Source organism: Pararhizobium sp. DWP3-4 (assembly GCF_049898205.1).
Lineage (GTDB): Bacteria > Pseudomonadota > Alphaproteobacteria > Rhizobiales > Rhizobiaceae > Pararhizobium.
In genome coordinates, this window is sequence record NZ_JAFCXF010000002.1 from 748,472 (window position 1) to 769,841 (window position 21,370).

Consider the following 21,370-nt stretch of genomic DNA (forward strand, 5'->3'; position numbering starts at 1 on the left):
CCTGCCCTCATGACAGGGTGGCAAGCTAAGTCCTCAGCCGAAGCGGCCCATGATGTAGTCCTGGGTCCGCTGGTCGTCCGGATTGGTGAACATCTTGTCGGTGTCGTTTTCCTCGACGAGATTGCCGAGGTGGAACATGGCGGTGCGCTGCGAAACGCGGGCGGCCTGCTGCATCGAGTGCGTGACGATGACAATCGTGTAGTTCGTGCGCAGTTCATGGATCAGTTCCTCGACCTTGGCGGTCGCGATCGGATCCAGCGCCGAGCACGGCTCGTCCATCAGGATGACTTCCGGGCTGACGGCAACGGCGCGGGCAATGCACAGACGCTGCTGCTGACCACCGGAAAGGCCGGTGCCGGATTCATGCAGGCGATCCTTCACCTCGTTCCAGAGGCCGGCCTTCTGCAGGCTTGACTCGACGATCTGATCGAGTTCGGCCTTGGTGCGGGCGAGACCGTGGATCTTCGGACCGTAGGTGACGTTTTCATAGATCGACTTCGGGAACGGGTTGGGCTTCTGGAAGACCATGCCGACGCGGGCACGAAGTTCCACCACGTCGATGCTCGGGTCGTAGATGTCGCCGTCATCGAGGGTGATCTTGCCGGTAACGCGGCAGCTGTCGATGGTGTCGTTCATGCGGTTGAGCGTCCGCAGGAATGTCGACTTGCCGCAGCCCGACGGGCCGATCAGCGCGGTGACGGTGTTTTCGCGAACATTGAGGTTCACATCGAAAAGCGCACGCTTCTCGCCGTAATAAACCGAAACGTCCTTTCCGATCATCTTGAAGGGAACAGTGTTCATTTTCTGGTCCAGCGCCTTTTCAACTGCTGCTTCTGACATCATGTTCATGTTTCTACCTCACTACCAGCGCCGCTCAAAGCGACGCCGCAACAGGATTGCGCCAAGGTTCATGACGACGAGGAAGATCAAGAGGATCATGATCGCACCCGAAGTCCGTTCGACAAATGCACGTTCGGCTTCGTTGGCCCACATGTAGATCTGGACCGGCAGAGCAGTGGACGGGTCCATCGGCGAGCCCGGATAATCGACGACGAAGGCCACCATGCCGATCAGGAGCAGCGGCGCGGTTTCGCCGAGCGCATGCGCCAGACCGATGATGGTGCCTGTCAGGACGCCCGGCATGGCGAGCGGCAGGACGTGGTGGAAGATCGTCTGCATCTTGGAAGCGCCAAGACCCAAAGCTGCCGAGCGGATCGATGGCGGAACCGCCTTCAGGGCTGCACGGGTGGCGATAATGATCGTTGGAAGCGTCATCAATGTCAGCACCAGACCACCGACGACGGCAGCCGAACGGGGCATGCCGGCGAAGTTGATGAAGATCGACAGGCCAAGCAGACCGTAGACGATGGACGGAACGGCCGCGAGGTTGTTGATGTTGACCTCGATGAGATCGGTCAGACGGTTCTTCGGTGCGAACTCTTCCAGATAGATCGATGCTGCAACGCCGATCGGGAGGGCAAGCACCAGGACGATCAGCATCATATAGAGCGAACCGAGAGCGGCGACCCCGATACCGGCAGCTTCAGGACGGCTCGATGCACCATAGGTGAACAGGCCCGTATTGAACTGCTTGGCCATCGCGCCGGTTTCGGTCAGCTTTTTCATCCATTCGAGCTGCTGATCCTTCACCTTGCGGTTGGCTTCGGCAACGGTCAGGTCGATCTGGCCCTTGTTGGCGCTGTCGATATTGCCTTCCGCCAGAAGGGAAACATTGGCGGTCGTGCCGATGATGGCCGGATTGGCAACAACCAGATCGCGCAGCTGGGTGCGGGCACTGGCCGAAACCATGTCCGTCGCCTGCTTGACGAGCGGCTTGTTGGCCGGATCGATGCCAAGCGCTTTCACCAGCGCGTCACGCACCAGAAGAGGATAGTTCGCCGTCATCAGCTTGGCAGGATTGGCGCCCCGCTCGTTCTTCGGATCGACGATCTGTTCCGAAAACTCGATCGGCAGGGTGATCGCCGTCTGCTGGAAAGCCGTGTAGCCCTTGGAGACGACGGTCCACAGCAGAACGAACAGAAAGAACAGGCCGATCAGGATGGCGGTCAAGCCGTAAGCCTTGAAGCGGCGTTCGGCGGCATAGCGCTTCTTGATGCCGATATCGCGTCTTGTCTGCGCCGGGCGCACGAAGGCGGACTGTACGGAGGATGTCATGTCGGTCATTCGTACTGTTCCCGATACTTGCGCACAATATAGAGTGCATAGATGTTGAGGCAGAGCGTGATGGCAAACAGCGTGATGCCGAGAGCGAACGCCACCAGCGTCTGTGGCGAGTTGAACTCAAGGTCGCCTGTCAGCTGATTGACGATCTTGACGGTGACCGTGGTCATCGCCTCGAACGGGTTGAGCTGCATGCGGGCGGCAACACCGGCAGCCAGCACCACGATCATGGTTTCACCGACAGCACGCGAGGCCGTCAGCAGCAGGGCACCGACGATGCCGGGAAGTGCTGCCGGGAGGATGACGCGCTTGATGGTCTCAGAACGGGTGGCGCCGAGGCCAAGCGAACCATCGCGCAGTGAACGCGGAACCTGCGTGATGATATCGTCCGACAGCGACGACACGAACGGGATCAGCATGATGCCCATGACGAGACCAGCGGTGAGAACGCTCTGTGCCTGGATGAAATTGACGTAGTTTCCAGTCACCAGTCCATTCAGCTGGGCGGATATATCGCGCAGGAAAGGCCCGACCGTCACCAGCGCGAAGAAGCCGTAGACGATAGTCGGAATGCCGGCGAGAATTTCCAGCAGCGGCTTGGCAATGCCACGCACGACAGGCCTTGCATATTCCGCCATGTAGATGGCGGCAAACAGGCCGACCGGCACGGCAAAGAGCATGGCGACGAAAGCGATGTAGAGCGTGCCGGCCAAAAGCGGCAGCAGACCGAACTGCCCTTCCGTGCCACCGCTACCAGCGGCCGAAAAGCGCGGGTCCCAGACCGTGCCGAAGAAGAACGCGCTGGGGGACACAGACTGGAAGAAGCGGATGGCTTCCGACAGCATCGAGCCGACAATGCCGACCGTTGTCAGGATCGCGATGGAAGAGGCAACAAGCAGTGCGCCCAGCATGACACGTTCGACGCGGTTTCTAGCCCGGAACGGGGCGCTGATGCCGCGAATGGCGAAAACGGCGCCGGCAATGGCGATGATCAACACGACGGCGCTCATCACCCACCGGCTGCCATCCCTGAGCGAATTGTAGTGCTGCGCCGCTTCAACCATGTAGGGCTCGCCGGCATTTGCCATCGGAACGCCCTTGGCAGCCAGCGCATCCCGAAGATTGCTGGAGCCGCTGGTGACAGTCGCAAGCTCATCGCTGTTCAGCAGCTTCAGACCGTTGGCGACCTGCATGACCTGACCAAGCATCAGCTCGGTGGTCGCACCACCCTGGCTTTGCACCGATTCCGGCAAAGCGGATCGAACGGAATTTTCAACGAAGAACGGGCTGGCGAGAAGCCACAGGGCAAGAACGAACGCCGCCGGCAGAACCGCCCAGATGGCAACATAGACACCATGATAGCCTGGAAGAGAATGCAGGACGGAAAGCTTGCCATTGGAGCTGGCCATAGCCCGGGCGCGCCCGGCAAAATATGCCGCAAGGCCAACGATCAAAATGATCAAAAGAATAAGAGAAGTGCTCATCGATATGTCCCCCCGGCGTGTCAATCATCGACAGCCGGCAAATCCGCATACTCGGGAGGTCCGGCACGGCAAGGCTGCCGTGCCGGATTTTTGACTGGTATTAGAGCAGGTTGCCGTCGGTGAAGGCCTTGCGGTCGGCTTCGCGCTCGGCATCCGGAGCCGGAACGAGACCATAGGCAGCCAGCGGGCTGTCCGGGCCGACCATCTGGTCGTCGAGGAAGAATTCAACATATTCCTTCAGGCCCGGGATAACGCCGAGGTGAGCCTTCTTGACGTAGAAGAACAGTGGGCGCGAAACTGGATATTCGCCGGAAGCAATCGTCTCCGTCGACGGAACGATGCCGCTGACGGTCGCAACCTTCAGCTTGTCAGCGTTGTTTTCATAGAAGGACAGGCCGAAAACGCCGATGCCGTTCTTGTTGGAAGCGATACGGGCCAGGGTTTCCGTGTAGTCGCCGTCGATATCGATCGCCAGACCGTCCTTACGAACGGCGATGCACTTCTTGGCAGCTTCCTTTTCGTCGGCAACGAGGCCCTTGATGGCAACGTCAGCACCGGTGTCCTTGCAGCCGTGGGCCAGCATCTTCTCGTCGAAGACTTCGCGCGTGCCGTGCTTTTCGCCCGGAATGTAAGCGGCGATTTCAACGTCCGGCAGGTCCTTGTTGACTTCCGACCACTTCTTGTAAGGGTTGGCAACCAGCTTGCCGTCGATGACGAGTTCGGCAGCCAGAGCGAGGTAGATGTCCTTCGGCTCAAGCTTCAGGTCAGCATTGCTGCTGTCCGTTGCGAAAACGATGCCATCATAGCCGATCTTGACTTCCTGGACTTCGGTAACGCCGGCTGCCTTGCAGGTTTCCAGCTCGCTGTCCTTGATCTTGCGCGATGCGTTGGCGATATCGATCGTGTCCGGGCCAACGCCCTTGCAGAATTCCTTCAGGCCGGCACCCGTGCCGCCGGATTCAACGACCGGAGTCTTGAAGTCGGGGAAGGTTTCGCCGAACGTTTCGGCAACAATCTTTGCGTAAGGCAGAACGGTCGAGGAGCCGGCGACCTGGATCTGGTCGCGAGCAATGGCAACGCCTGCAAAAGCGGCGGATGCAACCAGAGCTGCAACAGTAAGTTTCAAGGACTTCATCAGAATACTCCCATAATGGGCTTGTGTGGGTGCGCTTTTCACCAGCGCTCGCTTTCGCCGTGTCGATCGGCCGCCCTAGTTAGCGCCCGATGCCCACACCTTTTATGTCAACTTGACGAAACATTTGTGACAGGTCAACAGGCTGAAATAATTCACTATTTTAAAAAAATGACATTTCAGGTGAAAAGTTTGTGTCAAAACCTCACGGTAAACACCGTACCCTTGCCGACTTCGGACTGAACAAGCAGTCTGGCGCGATGCCGGGTGAGGATATGCTTGACGATGGCAAGCCCGAGGCCCGTGCCTTTTTTCGACCGGCTGGCCTCGACATTAACCCGGTAGAATCGTTCGGTGATACGCGGAACATGCTCTGCGGGAATCCCCGGCCCGTGATCGCGCACGGAAACTTCCGCCGGCATGCCACCGCCGCCGGACAGCGTGACCTCGACCTTTTTGCCCTCCTGGCCATATTTGCAGGCGTTTTCGATCAAGTTCTCGAAAACCTCCGTCAACTCGTCGCGGTCGCCCTGCACGATGACCGGCTCATCCGGCACGATCAGCGAAATCTCGACGCCGACATCCTCGGCGAGCGGCGCCAGCGCATCCCGGACATGGCCAAGCAGCGGCGCCAGATTGATCGCCTCATCCGGCGCGATATGGGATTTGAGCTCCAGCCGCGACAAAGACAGGAGATCATCGACCAGCCGGCTCATCCGGGTCGCCTGCTCGTGCATGATGCCAAGAAACTTTTCGTGCGCCTTCTGGTCGTTGCGGGCAGGCCCCTGCAAGGTCTCGATAAAACCACGCAAGGAGGCCAGCGGCGTTCTCAGCTCATGGCTTGCATTGGCGACGAAATCGGAGCGCATCCGGTCTATGCGGCGCGCCTGCGAAATATCGCGGTAAGACAGAACGTATAGCCGTTCGTCGGTCCGTTGACCGATCTCCGCCGGGGCGACGCGGACGATATAGACTGCCTCGGACGGGAACCGTTCCGAATGCTCTATCTGGTTGACCTTGCCAGTGATGATGGTCTCACGGACCATATCGAGAATGCCCGGCGAACGGACGCGAGCCGACAGGTCCGAGTTTGGCGGGATGGTGCCAAAGGCCTTTTCCGCCGCCTGATTCTGCAACAGGACCGTCTCATCGGGCGCCACCACCAAAATCGGGGTGTCGAGCGCGTTGAAGACCGTCGCGAGCATATCGAGATCAGTGTCTTCCACCACCGAGGGCACAACCTCCGGGACCGGCGGCTTCGGATCAGCGGACCGATTGAACAGGACGATCATCCAGACAAGCCAGAACAGCAGCACAGCTGCGGTATGAATGCCCGAGAAAACAAGACCTCCGGCAGCGGCGACGGACAGGCCGATGACCCATATCTCCGACTTGGCTGTCCCCTTCAATCGTTCCCAGACTTTTGTTGTATCTTCCAAAATCGTCTCACGTGCACGGTGCAATTGACCGGTGATAGCGGAGGTTCATGACATGATTTTCACGGCATGCTTGAAATCGCAATGCAATTGTGGCCTCCTCCCGTGAAATCGGCGGCCGGCCGTACAATCCATTCAACAAGGATAGGTCATGACGGATATTCAGGAAAACAAGCCGGTCGAGTTGGTGGTCAACGGTAAGGAGCGGGTTTTCGACATCGACAATCCGAAGCTACCCGGCTGGATCGACAACAATGCGCTGGCTTCCGGTGACTTTCCCTACGACAAGAAATTCGACGGCGACGAATATGACGATCTGCTGGAGAAACTGCAGATCGAGCTGGTCAAGGTTCAGTTCTGGCTGCAGGAAACCGGCAAACGCGTTCTTGCGCTGTTTGAGGGACGCGATGCCGCCGGCAAGGGCGGTTCCATCTATGCCATCCGATCCTATATAAATCCCCGTTCCGCCCGTGTCGTCGCGCTGCCCAAACCGACGGAAACCGAGCAGGGACAGTGGTATTACCAACGGTATATTTCGCATTTCCCGGCGGCCGGCGAATTCGTGATGTTCGATCGCTCCTGGTACAATCGCGGCGGCGTTGAACCCGTCATGGGCTTCTGCACGCCGGAACAGCACAAGAAGTTCCTGAGCCATACGCCACGGCTGGAGAAACTGATCACCGGCGACGATATTTTCTTTTTCAAATTCTGGCTGGATATCGGCCGGGAGATGCAATTGAAACGGTTCCACGACCGGCGGCACGATCCGTTGAAGGTTTGGAAGCTTTCGCCGATGGATATTGCCGCTTTGACGAAATGGGATGACTACACCGAGGCACGCGACAGCATGCTGCGGGAAACCCATACCGATTATGCGCCTTGGACAGTGGTTCGCGCCAACGACAAGAAGCGGGCCCACCTGAACCTGATCCGTTACCTTCTGAATTCGCTCGACTATGACGGCAAGGACAAGAGCGCGATCGGCAAGATTGACGACAAAATCCTCGGCTTCGGCCACGGCTTTGTAAAATAGCCGTGGCGTTCCATCACTCGATGGACGCGCTTATTGGCCGGGAAGAATCCGAACCGCATAGACGCTGAGGCTGTTGCCGGTACCGGTGACATCGCTGTTGATCAGGATGCGTCCCGGCGAACTCGGCGCAAGGCTGCGATCGAACGTCACCTTGAACAGCATGTCGTTCTTTTCCTCATTCACCGTGAACCGGTGGCGGCCGCAATCGCCGAGCGAGGAGAAATCGCATTCGACCGAAAACTGCGTCTGCTTGCCGGTGTCGGCCTGGACGCTGAGGGCGACGGTCGATGTCTTGCCGGAAATCTGCTCAAGCACCGAAGCCGGAATCTCGATCGATACGTTGCCGTCCGCGTCGGCCGTCGCCGAGGTGATGCGAAGGCGTTGCCCACGCTCGTCGCCGACGGGATCCGCTGCGGCGCGGCTGTCCGCCTTGACATTGCTCGTATCGGCAGGCGTGAAGACGTCAACCCAATCGCCGGAAAATCCCGCTTGCGGCCCCAGCGTCTTCAGGCCGGCTGCGCCGTCGAAATCTTCCGATTGTACCGTCGAGGGCGGATTGGCGACGCTGGTATCGCGCTCCGCCGCCGTTTTCAAAAGCCCACTGGTTTCAACCCACCAGGCGCCCATCACGGCAGCAGCAACCAGCGTCGTGATGACCATGACGAAGGAGAGAAAGCTGCCACGCTTGCGCCGCCGGGGTTTTGCCGCCGCTTCGCCTTTGGCAGCCCGACCGCGCTTGCCGGCTACCGGTTCGGCCGATGCTGCCTCGGCAACACGCGGCCCATCGCGGCGCTCCGGACGCAAGCCGGAAAGCCCGCCGTCGGCGACGGGGCTATCCGCCGGTTGCGCATTTCGTTCGGACGGCATGGAGATGTCGTGATCAAGCTCCGCCGATGGCACCGGGATATTGGCGGTCTCGGCGCGGACCGGTGGCGGCACCGATGCAGCAGCTTTCAGACTGGCACGCTCCTCCAGCTCGATGGCGTGGATAACACCTTCAAGCCGGTGGCGCTGCTGGGCGATCACGTCGGGATCGTGCACATCCTGCTTTTTGAGGCCGGCCTCGAGCGCGTTGCGCGCCGATTGGTAGATGCGCGCGCGCGTTTCGGAATTCGCCCTCTCGGAGCGTTCCAACGCCTGTCTGATAGCAGTTTCCAGTCCGCTCACTCTTCGTCCTTCTTGGTGCAGGCATCAGTGACCTTGCAAGGCCTAAGGCGCATCGAGACCCACAGCGGCCGGATGACTGTCGCCTAAAAACCTTACACGACCGGCCTTGGGCCTTACAAACAATCCATCCTCAACGGCAGACTTTCCTTGCAAACCCGGCACGCTTTTGAATGTGTTAACAATTGGGTAACGGTTGACGCTGCGATCTGCAAGCCTTGCGCGTCAAACGGCCCGTCAGCACCGGGGAAAACCCGGTGGTTTTGGCAGAACCATGGGTATCAGCGCCGACAAATCAGCCTTTGCAAAACGCAAAGCCGCTGCTAAAGTTCTTACGTTTACGGAAACGTCAAAATAAAAACCGGGAGTGAACCTTGTCCCTGCCAGCCATTCTCAACGGCACAACGCGCCTGCCCGTCATCGCCGCGCCGCTGTTCATCATATCGCATCCGGCCCTGACGCTTGCCCAGTGCAAGGCCGGGGTCGTCGGCTCGTTCCCCGCGCTGAATGCGCGGCCGGAAGCCCAGCTGGATGAATGGCTGGCCGAAATCACCGAGGACCTCGCCGCCTACAATTCCCGCAATCCCGGCAAACCGGCAGCCCCCTTCGCCGTCAACCAGATCGTCCACAAGTCCAACAAGCGGCTCGAACACGACCTGATGCTCTGCGTCAAATACAAGGTGCCGATCGTCATCTCCTCGCTTGGCGCCGTGCCCGAGGTCAATGCCGCAATCCACTCCTATGGCGGCATCGTGCTGCATGACGTCATCAACAACCGCCACGCCAACTCGGCCATCCGCAAGGGTGCCGACGGATTGATCGCGGTTGCGACCGGTGCCGGTGGCCATGCAGGCACACTCTCCCCCTTCGCGCTCATTCAGGAAATCCGCACCTGGTTCGACGGGCCGCTGCTGCTGTCCGGCGCCATATCAACCGGCGGCGCGGTTCTGGCGGCGCGGGCCATGGGTGCCGACATGGCCTATATCGGCTCGCCCTTCATCGCCACCACCGAGGCGCGCGCCAGCGATGCCTACAAACAGATGATCGTCGACAGCGCGGCCGCCGACATCGTCTATTCCAACGCCTTCACCGGTATCCACGGCAACTACCTCAAGCCCTCGATCGTCGCCGCCGGCCTCGACCCGGATCACCTGCCGCAAGCCGATCCGTCCAAGATGGATTTCGAGACGGCCACCACCGGAGCCAAGGCCTGGAAAGATATCTGGGGCTGCGGCCAGGGCATCGGCGCCGTCACGGAAGTCGTCCCTACCGCCAGCCTCGTCGATCGGCTGGCTGTGGAATATGCAGCGGCAAGACAAAGGCTGGCGCTGTAAAAGGCGCCATTCCCCTTGCCGCAAGCTTTTTTCCCGTTCTCAAAACTGATGACTTGAAATCCCAGCCGTTTGCGGGTATCAGCCCCTCACACATCGTTTCGCAACCTTGCGGAACGCATGCTGGCCGCTTTAGCTCAGGTGGTAGAGCACATCATTCGTAATGATGGGGTCAGAGGTTCGAGTCCTCTAAGCGGCACCAGTTAACCCACCGAAATATATGAACGTAGACCCGCATTTTCTCAGTGGGAGATGCAGCCTGCAAGCTGGGTCGCCGTAACCCGCCAAATAAACCACCTTTCTGAAGTCATCGACGTAGAGAGAAATTCAAGCGGCTGGTTGTGTTCGTGCCGTGAGCGTCAGTGCAGCCTCAATAATTTCATCAAATGCTCTGTTACGAAAAAAATATTGGCCGCCCATCGTTTTGTTGTTGCTACCTACCGTGAGCAATCCTCTGCTTGCGAGCTCATGTAGACTTTCTAGGGCAGCTAAATAGGTGATCTCCTGGCCGTGGCAACCATAGATCCTAACAAGTAGCCTAGGCCCGAAACACAGTTCGTTGCTGTCGTCGTCCGGTAGCGTTCCGGATATCTCGAAGGCTTCCTTGCATCGAACAAGTGCTGTTAGCTCGCCTAGCGAAAGCAATTCAAGCTTCCGTGCAGCCCGGCCAACCCTACCCACGTCTGCCCTGCCCATTTCGTTGTTCAGATTGCCAGCTATTAAAGCCGCCAGAACGAAGAGGTTATGGTCATATTCCCCCAGCCGCACCTGCTCAAAAAAACGATAGGCAGCAGGTACGTAGAAAGCGGCCTGCTCATCGGACAGAACTTCGATGCCTTCCCGCCTTACAGCCTCAATAAGCTTGCCCTGATAGAGCTCAATTCTGCTTTCCAGAAAATGCTGTGACAGCTCCCTGATCGTAGATAATCCGGGGATGGTCGAGCATATCGCTCCGGTTATTTTCCAAACTGTCAGCGCGTTCTTTGTTGGTTGGGGAAATTCTTCCAAATCACAGCCTCCTACGCATCAAACAACTTCGACCGCCGTATCCACTCCAACTCTGTCAGCAGCTCGGCTTCAACAGTCACATTCTCTGAGAATTTGTTAGCATTCGCAGCAAGCAGGCGTCGTGCGGTCGTTATTGCCGCCCCCTTGCCTGAGCACTTCTCGAAAACGCGCTCTACGCATTCGCCAATGTGGTCTTGCCAAAGCGTCACCTCAACCAGTGCATACCAAACGCCCTTGTCTGAACGCTGGGCACGAAGGATTTCAAACCGCTCCTGCGCCATTTCCGCGACAGCCTGATAAAGCAGGCCGTATTCCGGATCATCGCTTGAGCGAGTGCGAGCTTCGAATATGAAACCCTTGAGGCTCGGTTCTTTTAGATTGTCGATCGAATTTTCAATTTTCCAGAATCCGCCAGCAATTTCATCCAGAGCATGCTTCGCGTCGTAGGTTAGAGGAGGGCGCCGCTTTGAAACGCCGGCAGCCTGATGCAGTCGATCGGCCTTTGTTTTCGGCCAAATATCTTTGATGACACGCTCAATGTCAGCGGTACTTGGCTGCCAGCGGTGTTCAGTGTCAATTTTCTTCTTGCTAATACGAGGGCGGAGATCGACCACCGTCTGATTGGATGATTCGGACACCCCGAGAGAGCTCATGACTTCCGCAAATGAGCTGTGAAGACCCTCGCGGATGCCTCCCGTGCCGTCAAAGGTCCAAGTTGATCCACTGGTATCGAGGATTTCGAGCGGCTTTCCCTCGTCTAGCTGTAGGCGAGCTGTGAGGATTTTCTGTCGCGTTCCCGCATATTGCGGCATCGCGTCAGTGCCAGCGACCAACCCCTCTACAAGCCTCTGCGAGAGGCGTAACGGCGGTTCCTGTTCTGGAAAGAGATAATGGCGAAGGGACATGCAAAAGCCTTTGAAAATATTCGACCATCAAAGACAAGTTCATTCCACAAGGCAATGGATGCCGGGCAGAAAATGGCCCCGCACCAGGCCTTTCATTCGCATTCGCTTTCAAGGCCAGCGGCCGCATCATTGGCAGCAGCAAAAAGGGCGCTCTCTGATATCATTTTTACGTCGTCGTTTTACGCTGGGGAGGGCGAGCGACTTATGGGGCTTCGGGATTTTTTTTAAGCACAAGCAAACTCCCACCGCCGTGGCGGCGCTTCACAATGTCGGCGAAGCGGCAAGGAAAAACATTGCTTTCATACACGAGCTGAATGGTGATGTGCGTGAAACGTGGGGCTATAATCAACAAACAGGCAGTTGCGATTCTCACTGGATTTCAAGCGCTCATTCTACTCTTCAAGTTGTGACAAACGCACTCCGCTCAGTTGGGCAGCTGGTAATAGGGGTCTTCCCTGTAGGTCGCGCCGACGTAGCAATTTGTCCCGAAGCATCGAGGACTTCTGCGGTCTCCCGTTTGAACGTAGAAAACTCGCGGCCTGCCCCGATAGCTCGCCCCTTGCCTGACGTCGTAAGCGCGCCGCTCCATGACCAACCGCTCGCGATAGGCGGTGGGCACACGCGCATTGGAATAGAGGTATCCGCGTTCATCGACGCAACCCGACAGGATCACGCTGGACAATCCGAGGGCACTGAGAATCAGTGCTAACGTGTGGCTCATGCTTCCTCCAGAATGGAGAGATGGCGCGATGTTGAAACAAGGCAAGTCCTTCTGCCCGGCTAATTTTCCAGATTTCCGGCTGATCTGCAAATCCAATGACCGCGCGCAGGTTCGGAGCGTGAAAAACACGCAACAGGACTGTTCAAATCCTTAATCGAAGGTTAATGCGGGGAGTAGCACCACACCGGGATGTTCAAGCCCGGCGCAAGCGACGCAGCCTATCTTGCCCTCACCTCCGGCATGATGCCGGGCAGCAGAGGACAATGACATGTCGAACATCATCGAGTATTCAGCCGAACCCAGCGACGCAGCCATCGCCATGTTTCTGCAGGACGAGAACGGCGACAAGCTGACCGATATTCTGGTGGATGCTCTCGATGAAGCCTTCCGGATTCTGAGCGACGAACTGGTTTCTGGGCCGCTGAACTAGTCCCTTCTGACCCGGCCTGTCCTTTCAAAACACGACTGACTCATGACTGTCTTACATCATATGTAAGATGCCCCTTGGTACGCATCGCATTTGCGGGCCCGGCTCCTCAGGCGAACATGGTTAATTTTTTAACTATTTTCCGGCTATGAGCGGAACGGTTCGGCGGATCAGCCGTTGATGCGACAACCCGGGAGGACCTTCGATGATCTTCAATTTGCTCAAGGGCAAGCGTAACGAATCGGCAGACACCGGCACCTATGCCGACGGTGCTTTCGACCTTCCGTCGCGCGAGATCAAAGCGGAACCGCAGCGGCTTCGCGGCCATATGGCCCATCAGCGGGACTATGGCAGCGACCGGACGATCGCACCGATCCCCGCCGGATTTGCCTGAAGCTTTTCCAGCAGGAACGCTTTACGATGATGTCGCCGCTCAGGCGCGCGGCTTCAACTTCATGTGACGGTTGACGTCCTTGTAGAGCAGGTAGCGGAATTTTCCGGGGCCGCCAGCGTAGCAGGCCTGCGGGCAGAAGGCACGCAGCCACATATAGTCACCCGCCTCAACCTCGACCCAATCCTGATTGAGCCTGTAGACCGCCTTGCCCTCCAGCACATAGAGCCCGTGCTCCATGACATGGGTTTCGGCGAACGGGATCACCGCACCGGGCTCGAAGGTAACGATCGTCACGTGCATGTCGTGGCGCAGGTCGTTGGGATCGACAAAACGCGTCGTTGCCCATTTACCCTCGGTGCCGGCCATCGGCGACGGCGCGATATCTGCTTCGTTGAGGAAAAGAGGCGTTGGAACGTCAAGTCCCTCGACGAACTCATAAGCCTTGCGCACCCAGTGGAACCGTACGGTCTGGCCGCTGGTATTGCGGACCGACCATTTGCTCGCAGGCGGAATGAAGGCATAGCCACCCGGGCGCATCTGATGCACTTCGCCGTCGAGCATCACCGTCAATTCCCCCTCGACGACGAACAGCACGCCTTCGGCAGCGTCATCGAGCTCCGGCCGGTCGCTGCCGCCGCCGGGGGCGACTTCCATGATGTATTGCGAGAAGGTCTCGGCAAATCCGGAGAGCGGCCGCGACAGAACCCAGAGCCGGGTATCCTCCCAGAACGGCAGGAAACTGGTGACGATATCCATCATCACGCCCTTGGGGATGATGGCGTAGGCTTCGGTAAAGACGGCGCGGTCCGTCAACAGCTGGGTTTGCGCGGGCTCGCCGCCCTGCGGGGCGTAATAGGTGCGGTTCATCTGCTTCCCTGAACTTTCGAATGGATAAGCCAAGACGGCGGCGGGATGCCATCGGGCGTGGAAAACCATTAGCGCAACGCAGCGCGCAGAGCACGCGGCAATTCCCTCCGATCTCTGGATTCACTTTCGCGCAGAAGGAGGAAATCGGCGCCGCGCTGTGATCGGGGGCATCTGCATATCCTGACCATAGCGTCGCTCAAAGCCCTTGCCGGCCTTGTGCCGCTGGGCTCTCAGGCGGATGTCAGACGGTTTCGCCCGAACATCGTCATCGGCATGGATGAGGCTGAACCAGGCTTTCCCCGATCGGCAGGCGGCTGCGGATCGGCGACGCGCTGGGTTGCTGTCACCGAGCCCTGCGAACGCTGCAGCTTTACGGCGCTGGCACAGGGCGAACTGCCTTTCGCCAATGAGGTTCTGCACGCGATTGCCCGCCATGGCGGCGGTGGTTTTGGCGCTCTGGCCAGCGTGGTAGAGGCCCCGCCGATCCAGCATGGCGACGCCGTCAGCCTTATTTGATGATCGTGCTTGGCGGTGTCGGGGTCGTCACCTCGCGCAGCCATTCCCGCCAGATCGACACGAGCAATGCCATCAGCACCGGTCCGACGAACAAGCCGAGGAAGCCCATGGTCTTGACGCCCCCGACAAGCCCGAAGAATGTCGGCAGGAACGGCAGCTTGATGGGGCCGCCGACCAGCCTGGGCCGCAACGTCTTGTCGACGATGAACAGTTCGATGGTTCCCCAGGCAAACAAGGCCACAGCCGCGACCGGCGATCCGCTGGCGAAGAGATAGACGGATACCAGCGTGAAGCATAGCGGCGCACCGCCGGGGACAAGCGCCATGATGCCGGTGATGATGCCGAGCGTGACCGGCGACGGAACGCCTGCCATCCAATAGGCGATCCCCAGCACGATACCTTCGCCGATGGCGATGATGCCCATGCCGGTCACCGTCGAGCTGATGGTCAACGGCACGATGCGCGAAACGCGTTCCCAGCGCATCGGCAGAATACGTTCGCCAAGACGATCGAGCTGGGCGACGAGCTTTTCTCCGTCGCGGTAGACAAAGAAAAGCGTGATCAGCATAAAGAGAAGCGTCAGCATCGACTGGAACGCCGATGCGCCGACAACCAGCACGCCGCGATAGATATTGCCGATATTGGATCCGCTGACGAGTTGCACCAACTCACCGAGCGCGCCGGGGTGACCGACATACTTTGCCCACTGGACGCCAAGCCAGACGCCCAGCCCCGGAATCTGGGTCAGCCATATCGGTACCGGAGCACCGGCAGCGTTTGTCTCGATCGTCCAGACGGCCCAGTTGTGAACCTCATCGACGGCGTAGACGGCAGCAAGCGAGATCGGCGCAACAATGAAGGAGATCACGGCGATAATGGCAATCGTCGCCCCGATCGTCCGGTTGCCGCCGATGGCGCCAAGGAGCCAACGGTAGATCGGCCAGCTTGCAAAACCGATGACCAGCGCCGCCAGAACCGGCACGAGAAAGCCATGAAAGAAATAGACGCCTGCCAGAAGGACGAAGACCAACAGCCAGCGCGCAGCCGCAATAGGGCCCACAAGCGCCGAGCGTTCATAGGCCGTGCGGCCAAAAAGGCGCGGTTCCGAGGGCAGTTCGTCCCGTTCACGATTGCTCAGTTGCAAAAAGCGTTCCTCCAAGTGTCACCAAGATGACAGCAAAACTCACGGCTAGCCAGCGTGTTTCCGTCGTGTACGGCAAACTCGTCAGCGTGCGGCATAGGTAAGTATGACCGCATGGTCAACACAAGCGGATGACAAACGTTTTTTGATCGGGAAGAACGACGGTTAACCGCGGCGGCATTCCACGTCACGTTATCCTTGGCTGGCGGCCGCCCTCTTCGACCGGTCGAGGAAGACCGACGATAGGAAAATGCCGATACCGGCCACCGACATCATCGCGCCGACAAGACCGGTCGATGTCCAGCCGTAACCGGCGGCAATGGACAGGCCCCCGAGCCAGGCGCCCAGCGCATTGGCGAGATTGAAGGCGGAATGGCTGAGCGCTGCGGCCAGCGTCTGCGCCTTGCCCGCCACATCCATCAGCCGCATCTGGATACCGGGTACGACGGCAAAACCGCCGCCGATCAGAAGAACGTTGATGACCGCCATCCAGGGCGTCGTCATGGTGAAATAGAACAGCACATAGGCGAAAAGGTTGAAGACCAGCGCGATGCCGATGGCCGGCATCAGCTTCCAGTCGGCAAGGCGCGAGCCGACGATATTGCCAAGGATCATGCCCGCACCAAAGACCGAAAGGAGGATTGGAACGGTTCCGAGCGATACGCCTGCAACCTCGGTGAGGGCCGGGGTGATATAGCTAAAGACCGAGAACATGCCGCCACAGCCGATGGCGCAGATGCCGAGCGTCAGCCAGACCTGGGATTTTCCAAGCGCGCCAAGCTCCGTCAGCGGCGATGCCGACGGGTTGCGCCGATCCTTCGGCACATAGAACCAGGTCAGGACGATCGTCAGTACGCTGATGGCGCCGACGATGGCAAAGGCTGCGCGCCAGCCGAGTGCCTGGCCGAACCATGCCGCCAGCGGCGTGCCAACCAGGGTCGCGACCGTCAGGCCCATCATGACGCGGCCGATGGCGCGGGCCCGCTGGTGCGGGGCAGCCATGCCGGCGGCAACCAGCGCTGCAACGCCGAAATAGGCACCATGCGGCAAGCCGGCCAGAAACCGGGCGGCAACCAAAAGGCCAAAACTATCGGCGACGGCGCTGGCAAGATTGCCAAGCGCAAACAGGCTCATCAGGGCAAGCAACACATTGTGCCTTGAAAACCGCGCGGCAAGGACTGCAATAAGCGGTGCGCCGACGACGACGCCGATCGCATAGGCGCTGATGACGTGGCCGGCATAGGGAACCGAAACCGAAAGATCGCCGGCCACCTGCGGCAAAAGCCCCATGATGGCGAATTCGCCGGTACCGATACCGAAGCCGCCAACGGCCAGGGCCAATTCAGCGCTGGACATGCCGCCCCAGCGGGCGGCCGGAATGGAAGAAAGAGCGTCGTCTGACATAGGAAGACCTGCCTGGAGCCACATGGGCCCGAAGGATTTTCGTTCTGAAATGGGAAGCCGAGGCGGAAACGGGATGAAGACCTTGGCGCTATTGCGATGCAATATACGCTTTTGCGCCTGCTCGCAAAGAGATTGATGCGCAGGGATGCCACGAAATCTGGCCAGGTGCGCGTCGCTTATTGACGTTTACGTCAAGGTTATATAATCCGGAACACTCTTGATGGCGTGCAACAAAAGCCCCATCTTGATCATGCGAAAGATCTGGAGGGATTTTTCGCGTATGCGCTGGAGGCTTGCCGGAGACACTTTCGGACAGGGTTGTGCATGGAAAAGGGAGAGACGGCGCGCTTCACTTTTGGGCGCGGCGCGGACCGATGAGGGAGAGAGACGATGCCTGACACATTGATGCAGACCCCCGGCCCTCATGCGGCTAAACCCTGGCTGCAATCCTACCCCCCCGGCATGCCGGCCGATATTATTCCGTTGCCCTACGATTCGATCGGCGACCTCTTCGCGCAGTCCTGCAAGAAATATGCGGATCGCGCCGCCTTCACCTGCATGGGCAAGACGCTGACGTTCAGCGACCTCGATACGCAGAGCAGGAAAATCGGTGCCTGGCTGCAATCGACGGGCCTTGCCAAGGGTGATCGCGTCGCCGTGATGATGCCGAATATCCTGCAAAACCCGGTGATCGTCTTCGGCATCCTGCGGGCCGGCTATACGGTCGTCAACGTCAATCCACTCTATACGCCGCGCGAACTGGAACACCAGCTGAAGGATTCCGGCGCCAAGGCAATCTTCGTTCTGGAAAATTTCGCCCACACCGTCGAGCAAGTGGCGGCACGCACGGATCTGAAACACACCGTCGTCGCCACGATGGGCGATCTTCTCGGCCTCAAGGGCCTGATCGTCAACATCGTCGTGCGCAAGGTAAAGAAGCTGGTGCCGGCCTGGTCTCTGCCGGGACATCTGTCCTTCAAGGCGGCTCTCTCAAAGGGTGCGGGCCAAACGCTCAAGGCCGTGGATGTGAAACCCGGCGATGTCGCCTTCCTGCAATATACAGGCGGTACGACCGGTGTCTCCAAGGGCGCAACGCTAACCCATTCCAACCTTTTGTCGAACATGGCGCAAATGGGTCTATGGCTGGAAACAGCCTTCCTTCAGAAGAAACGGCCGGAACGCCTGGTGTTTCTCTGCGCCCTGCCGCTCTATCATATCTTCGCCTTGACGGTGAATTCACTGATGGGCTTAAGCACGGGCGGCGAGAATATCCTGATCCCCAACCCGCGCGACATCCCGGCCTTCGTCAAGGAGATCGCCAAATACAAGATCAATATCTTTCCGGGCCTCAACACGCTTTTCAACGCGCTGATGAACAATGCCGAATTCCAGAGACTAGACTTTTCCGACCTGGCACTTACCTTCGGCGGCGGCATGGCAGTGCAGCGCCCGGTTGCGGAGCGGTGGGAGAAGATGACGGGATCGCCGATCAAAGAAGGATACGGCCTTTCGGAAACTTCCCCCGTCGCCACCGCAAACCGGCTCGACGGCAATGACTTCACCGGCACGATCGGTCTGCCGCTACCCTCGACCGATGTCGATATCCGCGATGAGGAGGGCAACACCCTGCCGCTCGGTGATATCGGCGAAATCTGCATCCGTGGCCCGCAGGTGATGGCCGGCTATTGGCAACGGCCGGACGAAACTGCCAAGGCCATTTCCGATGACGGCTTTTTCCGCTCGGGTGATATCGGTTTCATGAATGCGGAAGGTCTGGTCAAAATCGTCGACCGCAAAAAGGATATGATCCTGGTCTCCGGTTTCAACGTCTTCCCCAACGAGATCGAAGAAGTGGCCATGACCCTTGCCGGCATTCTCGAATGCGCCGCCATCGGCGTGCCCGACGAACATTCCGGCGAGGCGGTGAAGCTGTTCGTGGTCAAGAAGGACCCGAACCTGACCGAAGCCGAGGTCAAGGCGCATTGCGCCGCTAATCTGACCAATTACAAGCGCCCGAGGTTCGTCGAGTTCCGCACCGAGCTGCCGAAGTCGAACGTCGGCAAGATCTTGCGCAAAGACCTGCGCGGGTAGATTCCGCAATCACTTGTCAGAACGTCGCAAAACCTCTATTTTAGGGGAGTGATGACTGGAGCGTGAACTCCAGCCATCGTTTGCTTAGTTAAAGAATTGAACCCGCACGGTGATTAACCAGCTCGTGCGGGTTTTTCTTATGCCAAAAGTGACGCTAAATGGTCGGAACCACATAGATCACCTCCACATTCGAGGACAGGGCTGTGTCCTGCTACAGTCCGGGAAGCCCATCCGCCCGGATGCGCCAGCTGGCGTGACGTTGCTGCTTTCGGCCTCGAATGCGTCAAATACTATTGCAAGCTGACGATTTTGCAATCTAAAGGTGTTTTCCTCCCGGCGAGGAAAAACACATCGCGCGGCTTTTTATAAGCACGCTCTTGATTTGCTAAGGGCAAAGCGACTAGCTATCGCAACCCTTCCGCAATGCAAGGAACCCTGCCATGAGCGCGCTTGTCGAACAGCTGAAATCCACCGTTTCCGACACCAACGCAACAGATATCCGGGCTGCTTTCGCCAGTGATCCCAAGCGTTTCGCCAAATACAGCGTGACGCTCGACGACATGCTGTTCGACTATTCGAAATGCGCCGTCAACGAGCAGGTGCTGGACGGGCTGGAGGCAATCGCCAAGGCGGCCAAGGTCACGGATAAGCGCGATGCGATGTTTGCCGGCGATATCATCAACATCACAGAAGGCCGGGCTGTTCTGCATACCGCACTCCGCAACCGTTTCAACACACCGGTTCTGGTCGACGGCAAGGATGTGATGCCGGATGTCAACGCCGTGCTTGCGGCTATGGGCACCTTCTCCGACGGCATCCGCTCGGGCGCGCTGAAAGGCGCGACCGGCAAGAAGATCACCGACGTCATCAATATCGGCATCGGCGGCTCCGATCTCGGCCCGGTCATGGCGACGCTGGCGCTGGCACCCAATCACGACGGTCCCCGACTGCATTTTGTCTCCAATATCGACGGTGCGCATATCGCCGACACGCTGAAGCTGCTCGACGCAGAAACATCGCTGTTCATCGTCGCTTCCAAGACCTTCACCACCATCGAGACAATGACCAATGCCGCGACCGCACGCGCCTTCATTGCCGAAAAGCTCGGCGAAAAGGCTGTCGGCCATCATTTCTGCGCCGTCTCGACCGCGCTCGACAAGGTCGCCGCGTTCGGCATCGAAGCGGACCGCATCTTCGGCTTCTGGGACTGGGTCGGCGGCCGTTACTCGATCTGGTCGGCGATCGGCCTGCCGTTGATGATTGCCATCGGCAAGGAAAACTTTGGCGAGTTCCTGGCCGGCGCCCACGCGATCGACAACCATTTCCGCACGGCGCCATTGCGCGAAAATATCCCGATGCTTCTTGGCCTTCTCGGCTTCTATCATCGCAACGTGCTCGGCTACGCCACGCGCGCCATCCTCCCCTACGACCAGCGCCTGTCGCGGTTCCCGGCCTATCTGCAACAGCTCGACATGGAATCGAACGGCAAGGGCGTTACGCTCGACGGTACACCGGTTGAAGGCAATTCCGGCCCGGTTGTCTGGGGCGAGCCAGGCACCAACGGCCAGCACGCCTTCTACCAGCTGATCCATCAGGGCACGAGCATCATTCCGGCCGAATTCATGATCGCCGCCAACGGCCACGAGACCAATCTACGCCACCAGCACCAGCTGCTGATGGCCAACTGCCTGGCCCAATCCGAAGCCCTGATGAAGGGCCGCACACTTTCGGAAGCCAAGGCACAGATGGCCTCGAAAGGTCTCGACAAGGACTTTATCGAGCGTATCGCGCCGCACCGGGTCTTCACCGGCAACCGCCCGTCGCTGACCCTCGTCTATGACGAGATGACACCCTTTACCTTCGGCCGACTGATTGCACTCTACGAACACCGCGTCTTCGTCGAAGGCGCGCTGTTCAACATCAATTCCTTCGATCAGTGGGGCGTCGAACTCGGCAAGGAACTGGCGACGGGCCTGCTGCCGGTCGTCGAAGGCAAGGAAAGCGCGGCCGGTCATGATAGCTCGACCGCCGGACTGGTTGCCGCGTTGTTGAAGGCTGCGAAATAACGGCCAGCGCCGCAGGACAGCGATGAATACAGGCTGAACGCGCAATTCAGCCTGTATTCGGACACAATG

The 21,370-nt window shown here is 58.8% G+C and carries 20 protein-coding genes and 1 tRNA gene; 9 read left to right on the forward strand and 12 right to left on the reverse strand.

The genetic code is table 11. From position 1 onward, the window contains the following. Nucleotides 1–33 precede the first annotated feature (33 nt). From pstB to phoR, 5 genes are all read right to left on the reverse strand, one after another. Nucleotides 34–849: a phosphate ABC transporter ATP-binding protein PstB gene (gene pstB / locus ACP7E6_RS08900; RefSeq protein ID WP_060636187.1), complete on the reverse strand. Its 816-nt coding sequence runs from the start codon at nucleotides 847–849 to the stop codon at nucleotides 34–36. Nucleotides 850–861: 12 nt separating this feature from the next. Next, entirely contained in the window at nucleotides 862–2,184 is a 1,323-nt protein-coding gene (pstA, locus tag ACP7E6_RS08905; protein ID WP_426229341.1) for a phosphate ABC transporter permease PstA, read from the reverse strand. After that, the gene (pstC, locus tag ACP7E6_RS08910; protein WP_426229342.1) at nucleotides 2,181–3,665 is read right to left on the reverse strand and encodes a phosphate ABC transporter permease subunit PstC; all 1,485 of its coding nucleotides are present in this window, start codon (nucleotides 3,663–3,665) and stop codon (nucleotides 2,181–2,183) included. The genes pstA and pstC overlap by 4 nt, the downstream gene beginning before the upstream one ends. 100 nt (nucleotides 3,666–3,765) lie before the next feature. Further along, complete coding sequence (locus ACP7E6_RS08915; protein WP_426229343.1) at nucleotides 3,766–4,800, reverse strand: substrate-binding domain-containing protein; 1,035 nt, start codon at nucleotides 4,798–4,800, stop codon at nucleotides 3,766–3,768. A gap of 194 nt (nucleotides 4,801–4,994) precedes the next feature. Next, complete coding sequence (phoR, locus tag ACP7E6_RS08920; RefSeq protein ID WP_426229344.1) at nucleotides 4,995–6,236, reverse strand: phosphate regulon sensor histidine kinase PhoR; 1,242 nt, start codon at nucleotides 6,234–6,236, stop codon at nucleotides 4,995–4,997. A 148-nt stretch (nucleotides 6,237–6,384) separates the two neighbouring features. Between phoR and ppk2 the strand changes: the two genes are divergently transcribed. Next, the gene (gene ppk2, locus ACP7E6_RS08925) at nucleotides 6,385–7,266 is read left to right on the forward strand and encodes a polyphosphate kinase 2 (protein ID WP_426229345.1); all 882 of its coding nucleotides are present in this window, start codon (nucleotides 6,385–6,387) and stop codon (nucleotides 7,264–7,266) included. 30 nt (nucleotides 7,267–7,296) lie between these two features. On the opposite strand, the gene ACP7E6_RS08930 is transcribed toward ppk2, so the two are convergent. Continuing rightward, a complete protein-coding gene (locus ACP7E6_RS08930) occupies nucleotides 7,297–8,433 on the reverse strand; it encodes a biotin transporter BioY (protein WP_426229346.1) in 1,137 nt (378 codons plus the stop codon). Nucleotides 8,434–8,804: 371 nt separating this feature from the next. Between ACP7E6_RS08930 and ACP7E6_RS08935 the strand changes: the two genes are divergently transcribed. Both ACP7E6_RS08935 and ACP7E6_RS08940 read left to right on the forward strand, forming a co-directional pair. Further along, nucleotides 8,805–9,764, forward strand: coding sequence for an NAD(P)H-dependent flavin oxidoreductase (locus tag ACP7E6_RS08935; protein ID WP_426229347.1), 960 nt, complete (start codon nucleotides 8,805–8,807; stop codon nucleotides 9,762–9,764). Nucleotides 9,765–9,887: 123 nt separating this feature from the next. Continuing rightward, nucleotides 9,888–9,963: transfer RNA gene (locus ACP7E6_RS08940), tRNA-Thr, on the forward strand. A gap of 125 nt (nucleotides 9,964–10,088) precedes the next feature. Here ACP7E6_RS08940 and ACP7E6_RS08945 read toward each other — a convergent pair. Continuing rightward, entirely contained in the window at nucleotides 10,089–10,769 is a 681-nt protein-coding gene (locus ACP7E6_RS08945; RefSeq protein ID WP_426229348.1) for a hypothetical protein, read from the reverse strand. 11 nt (nucleotides 10,770–10,780) lie between these two features. Further along, on the reverse strand, nucleotides 10,781–11,674 hold the full coding sequence (locus ACP7E6_RS08950) for a hypothetical protein (protein ID WP_426229349.1): 894 nt from the start codon (nucleotides 11,672–11,674) through the stop codon (nucleotides 10,781–10,783). Between ACP7E6_RS08950 and ACP7E6_RS08955 the strand changes: the two genes are divergently transcribed. Further along, the gene (locus ACP7E6_RS08955; RefSeq protein ID WP_426229350.1) at nucleotides 11,660–11,902 is read left to right on the forward strand and encodes a hypothetical protein; all 243 of its coding nucleotides are present in this window, start codon (nucleotides 11,660–11,662) and stop codon (nucleotides 11,900–11,902) included. The genes ACP7E6_RS08950 and ACP7E6_RS08955 overlap by 15 nt on opposite strands. A 196-nt stretch (nucleotides 11,903–12,098) precedes the next feature. On the opposite strand, the gene ACP7E6_RS08960 is transcribed toward ACP7E6_RS08955, so the two are convergent. After that, nucleotides 12,099–12,395 (reverse strand): hypothetical protein, encoded by a 297-nt coding sequence (locus tag ACP7E6_RS08960; protein WP_426229351.1) that lies wholly within the window; start codon nucleotides 12,393–12,395, stop codon nucleotides 12,099–12,101. A 268-nt stretch (nucleotides 12,396–12,663) separates the two neighbouring features. Between ACP7E6_RS08960 and ACP7E6_RS08965 the strand changes: the two genes are divergently transcribed. Together ACP7E6_RS08965 and ACP7E6_RS08970 are read left to right on the forward strand one after the other, a co-directional pair. Beyond that, a complete protein-coding gene (locus tag ACP7E6_RS08965) occupies nucleotides 12,664–12,825 on the forward strand; it encodes a hypothetical protein (protein WP_426229352.1) in 162 nt (53 codons plus the stop codon). A 202-nt stretch (nucleotides 12,826–13,027) separates the two neighbouring features. Further along, a complete protein-coding gene (locus ACP7E6_RS08970; RefSeq protein WP_426229353.1) occupies nucleotides 13,028–13,216 on the forward strand; it encodes a hypothetical protein in 189 nt (62 codons plus the stop codon). Nucleotides 13,217–13,255: 39 nt separating this feature from the next. Here the strand turns inward: ACP7E6_RS08970 and ACP7E6_RS08975 are convergent, their stop codons facing one another. Continuing rightward, the gene (locus ACP7E6_RS08975) at nucleotides 13,256–14,083 is read right to left on the reverse strand and encodes a bifunctional allantoicase/(S)-ureidoglycine aminohydrolase (protein WP_426229354.1); all 828 of its coding nucleotides are present in this window, start codon (nucleotides 14,081–14,083) and stop codon (nucleotides 13,256–13,258) included. 180 nt (nucleotides 14,084–14,263) lie between these two features. Between ACP7E6_RS08975 and ACP7E6_RS08980 the strand changes: the two genes are divergently transcribed. Then, complete coding sequence (locus ACP7E6_RS08980; RefSeq protein ID WP_426229458.1) at nucleotides 14,264–14,599, forward strand: MOSC domain-containing protein; 336 nt, start codon at nucleotides 14,264–14,266, stop codon at nucleotides 14,597–14,599. On the opposite strand, the gene ACP7E6_RS08985 is transcribed toward ACP7E6_RS08980, so the two are convergent. Further along, on the reverse strand, nucleotides 14,592–15,743 hold the full coding sequence (locus ACP7E6_RS08985) for an AI-2E family transporter (protein ID WP_426229355.1): 1,152 nt from the start codon (nucleotides 15,741–15,743) through the stop codon (nucleotides 14,592–14,594). The genes ACP7E6_RS08980 and ACP7E6_RS08985 overlap by 8 nt on opposite strands. Before the next feature lie 189 nt (nucleotides 15,744–15,932). Then, on the reverse strand, nucleotides 15,933–17,144 hold the full coding sequence (locus tag ACP7E6_RS08990; protein WP_426229356.1) for an MFS transporter: 1,212 nt from the start codon (nucleotides 17,142–17,144) through the stop codon (nucleotides 15,933–15,935). Between the two features lie 390 nt (nucleotides 17,145–17,534). On the opposite strand from ACP7E6_RS08990, the gene ACP7E6_RS08995 reads away from it, so the two are divergent. Continuing rightward, complete coding sequence (locus ACP7E6_RS08995; RefSeq protein WP_426229357.1) at nucleotides 17,535–19,235, forward strand: long-chain fatty acid--CoA ligase; 1,701 nt, start codon at nucleotides 17,535–17,537, stop codon at nucleotides 19,233–19,235. 440 nt (nucleotides 19,236–19,675) lie between these two features. Then, nucleotides 19,676–21,301, forward strand: coding sequence for a glucose-6-phosphate isomerase (gene pgi / locus ACP7E6_RS09000; RefSeq protein ID WP_426229358.1), 1,626 nt, complete (start codon nucleotides 19,676–19,678; stop codon nucleotides 21,299–21,301). Nucleotides 21,302–21,370: the final 69 nt, after the last annotated feature.

Bases quoted from the DNA above. Each gene is read 5' to 3' on its own strand.
- ppk2 (WP_426229345.1), top strand. From the start codon at position 6,385: ATGACGGATATTCAGGAAAACAAGCCGGTCGAGTTGGTGGTCAACGGT.
- ACP7E6_RS08915 (WP_426229343.1), bottom strand. From the start codon at position 4,800: ATGAAGTCCTTGAAACTTACTGTTGCAGCTCTGGTTGCATCCGCCGCT.
- ACP7E6_RS08990 (WP_426229356.1), bottom strand. From the start codon at position 17,144: ATGTCAGACGACGCTCTTTCTTCCATTCCGGCCGCCCGCTGGGGCGGC.
- ACP7E6_RS08995 (WP_426229357.1), top strand. From the start codon at position 17,535: ATGCCTGACACATTGATGCAGACCCCCGGCCCTCATGCGGCTAAACCC.
- ACP7E6_RS08975 (WP_426229354.1), bottom strand. From the start codon at position 14,083: ATGAACCGCACCTATTACGCCCCGCAGGGCGGCGAGCCCGCGCAAACC.
- pstB (WP_060636187.1), bottom strand. From the start codon at position 849: ATGAACATGATGTCAGAAGCAGCAGTTGAAAAGGCGCTGGACCAGAAA.
- ACP7E6_RS08950 (WP_426229349.1), bottom strand. From the start codon at position 11,674: ATGTCCCTTCGCCATTATCTCTTTCCAGAACAGGAACCGCCGTTACGC.
- ACP7E6_RS08960 (WP_426229351.1), bottom strand. From the start codon at position 12,395: ATGAGCCACACGTTAGCACTGATTCTCAGTGCCCTCGGATTGTCCAGC.
- pgi (WP_426229358.1), top strand. From the start codon at position 19,676: ATGAGCGCGCTTGTCGAACAGCTGAAATCCACCGTTTCCGACACCAAC.
- ACP7E6_RS08955 (WP_426229350.1), top strand. From the start codon at position 11,660: ATGGCGAAGGGACATGCAAAAGCCTTTGAAAATATTCGACCATCAAAG.
- pstA (WP_426229341.1), bottom strand. From the start codon at position 2,184: ATGACCGACATGACATCCTCCGTACAGTCCGCCTTCGTGCGCCCGGCG.
- pstC (WP_426229342.1), bottom strand. From the start codon at position 3,665: ATGAGCACTTCTCTTATTCTTTTGATCATTTTGATCGTTGGCCTTGCG.
- ACP7E6_RS08970 (WP_426229353.1), top strand. From the start codon at position 13,028: ATGATCTTCAATTTGCTCAAGGGCAAGCGTAACGAATCGGCAGACACC.
- ACP7E6_RS08965 (WP_426229352.1), top strand. From the start codon at position 12,664: ATGTCGAACATCATCGAGTATTCAGCCGAACCCAGCGACGCAGCCATC.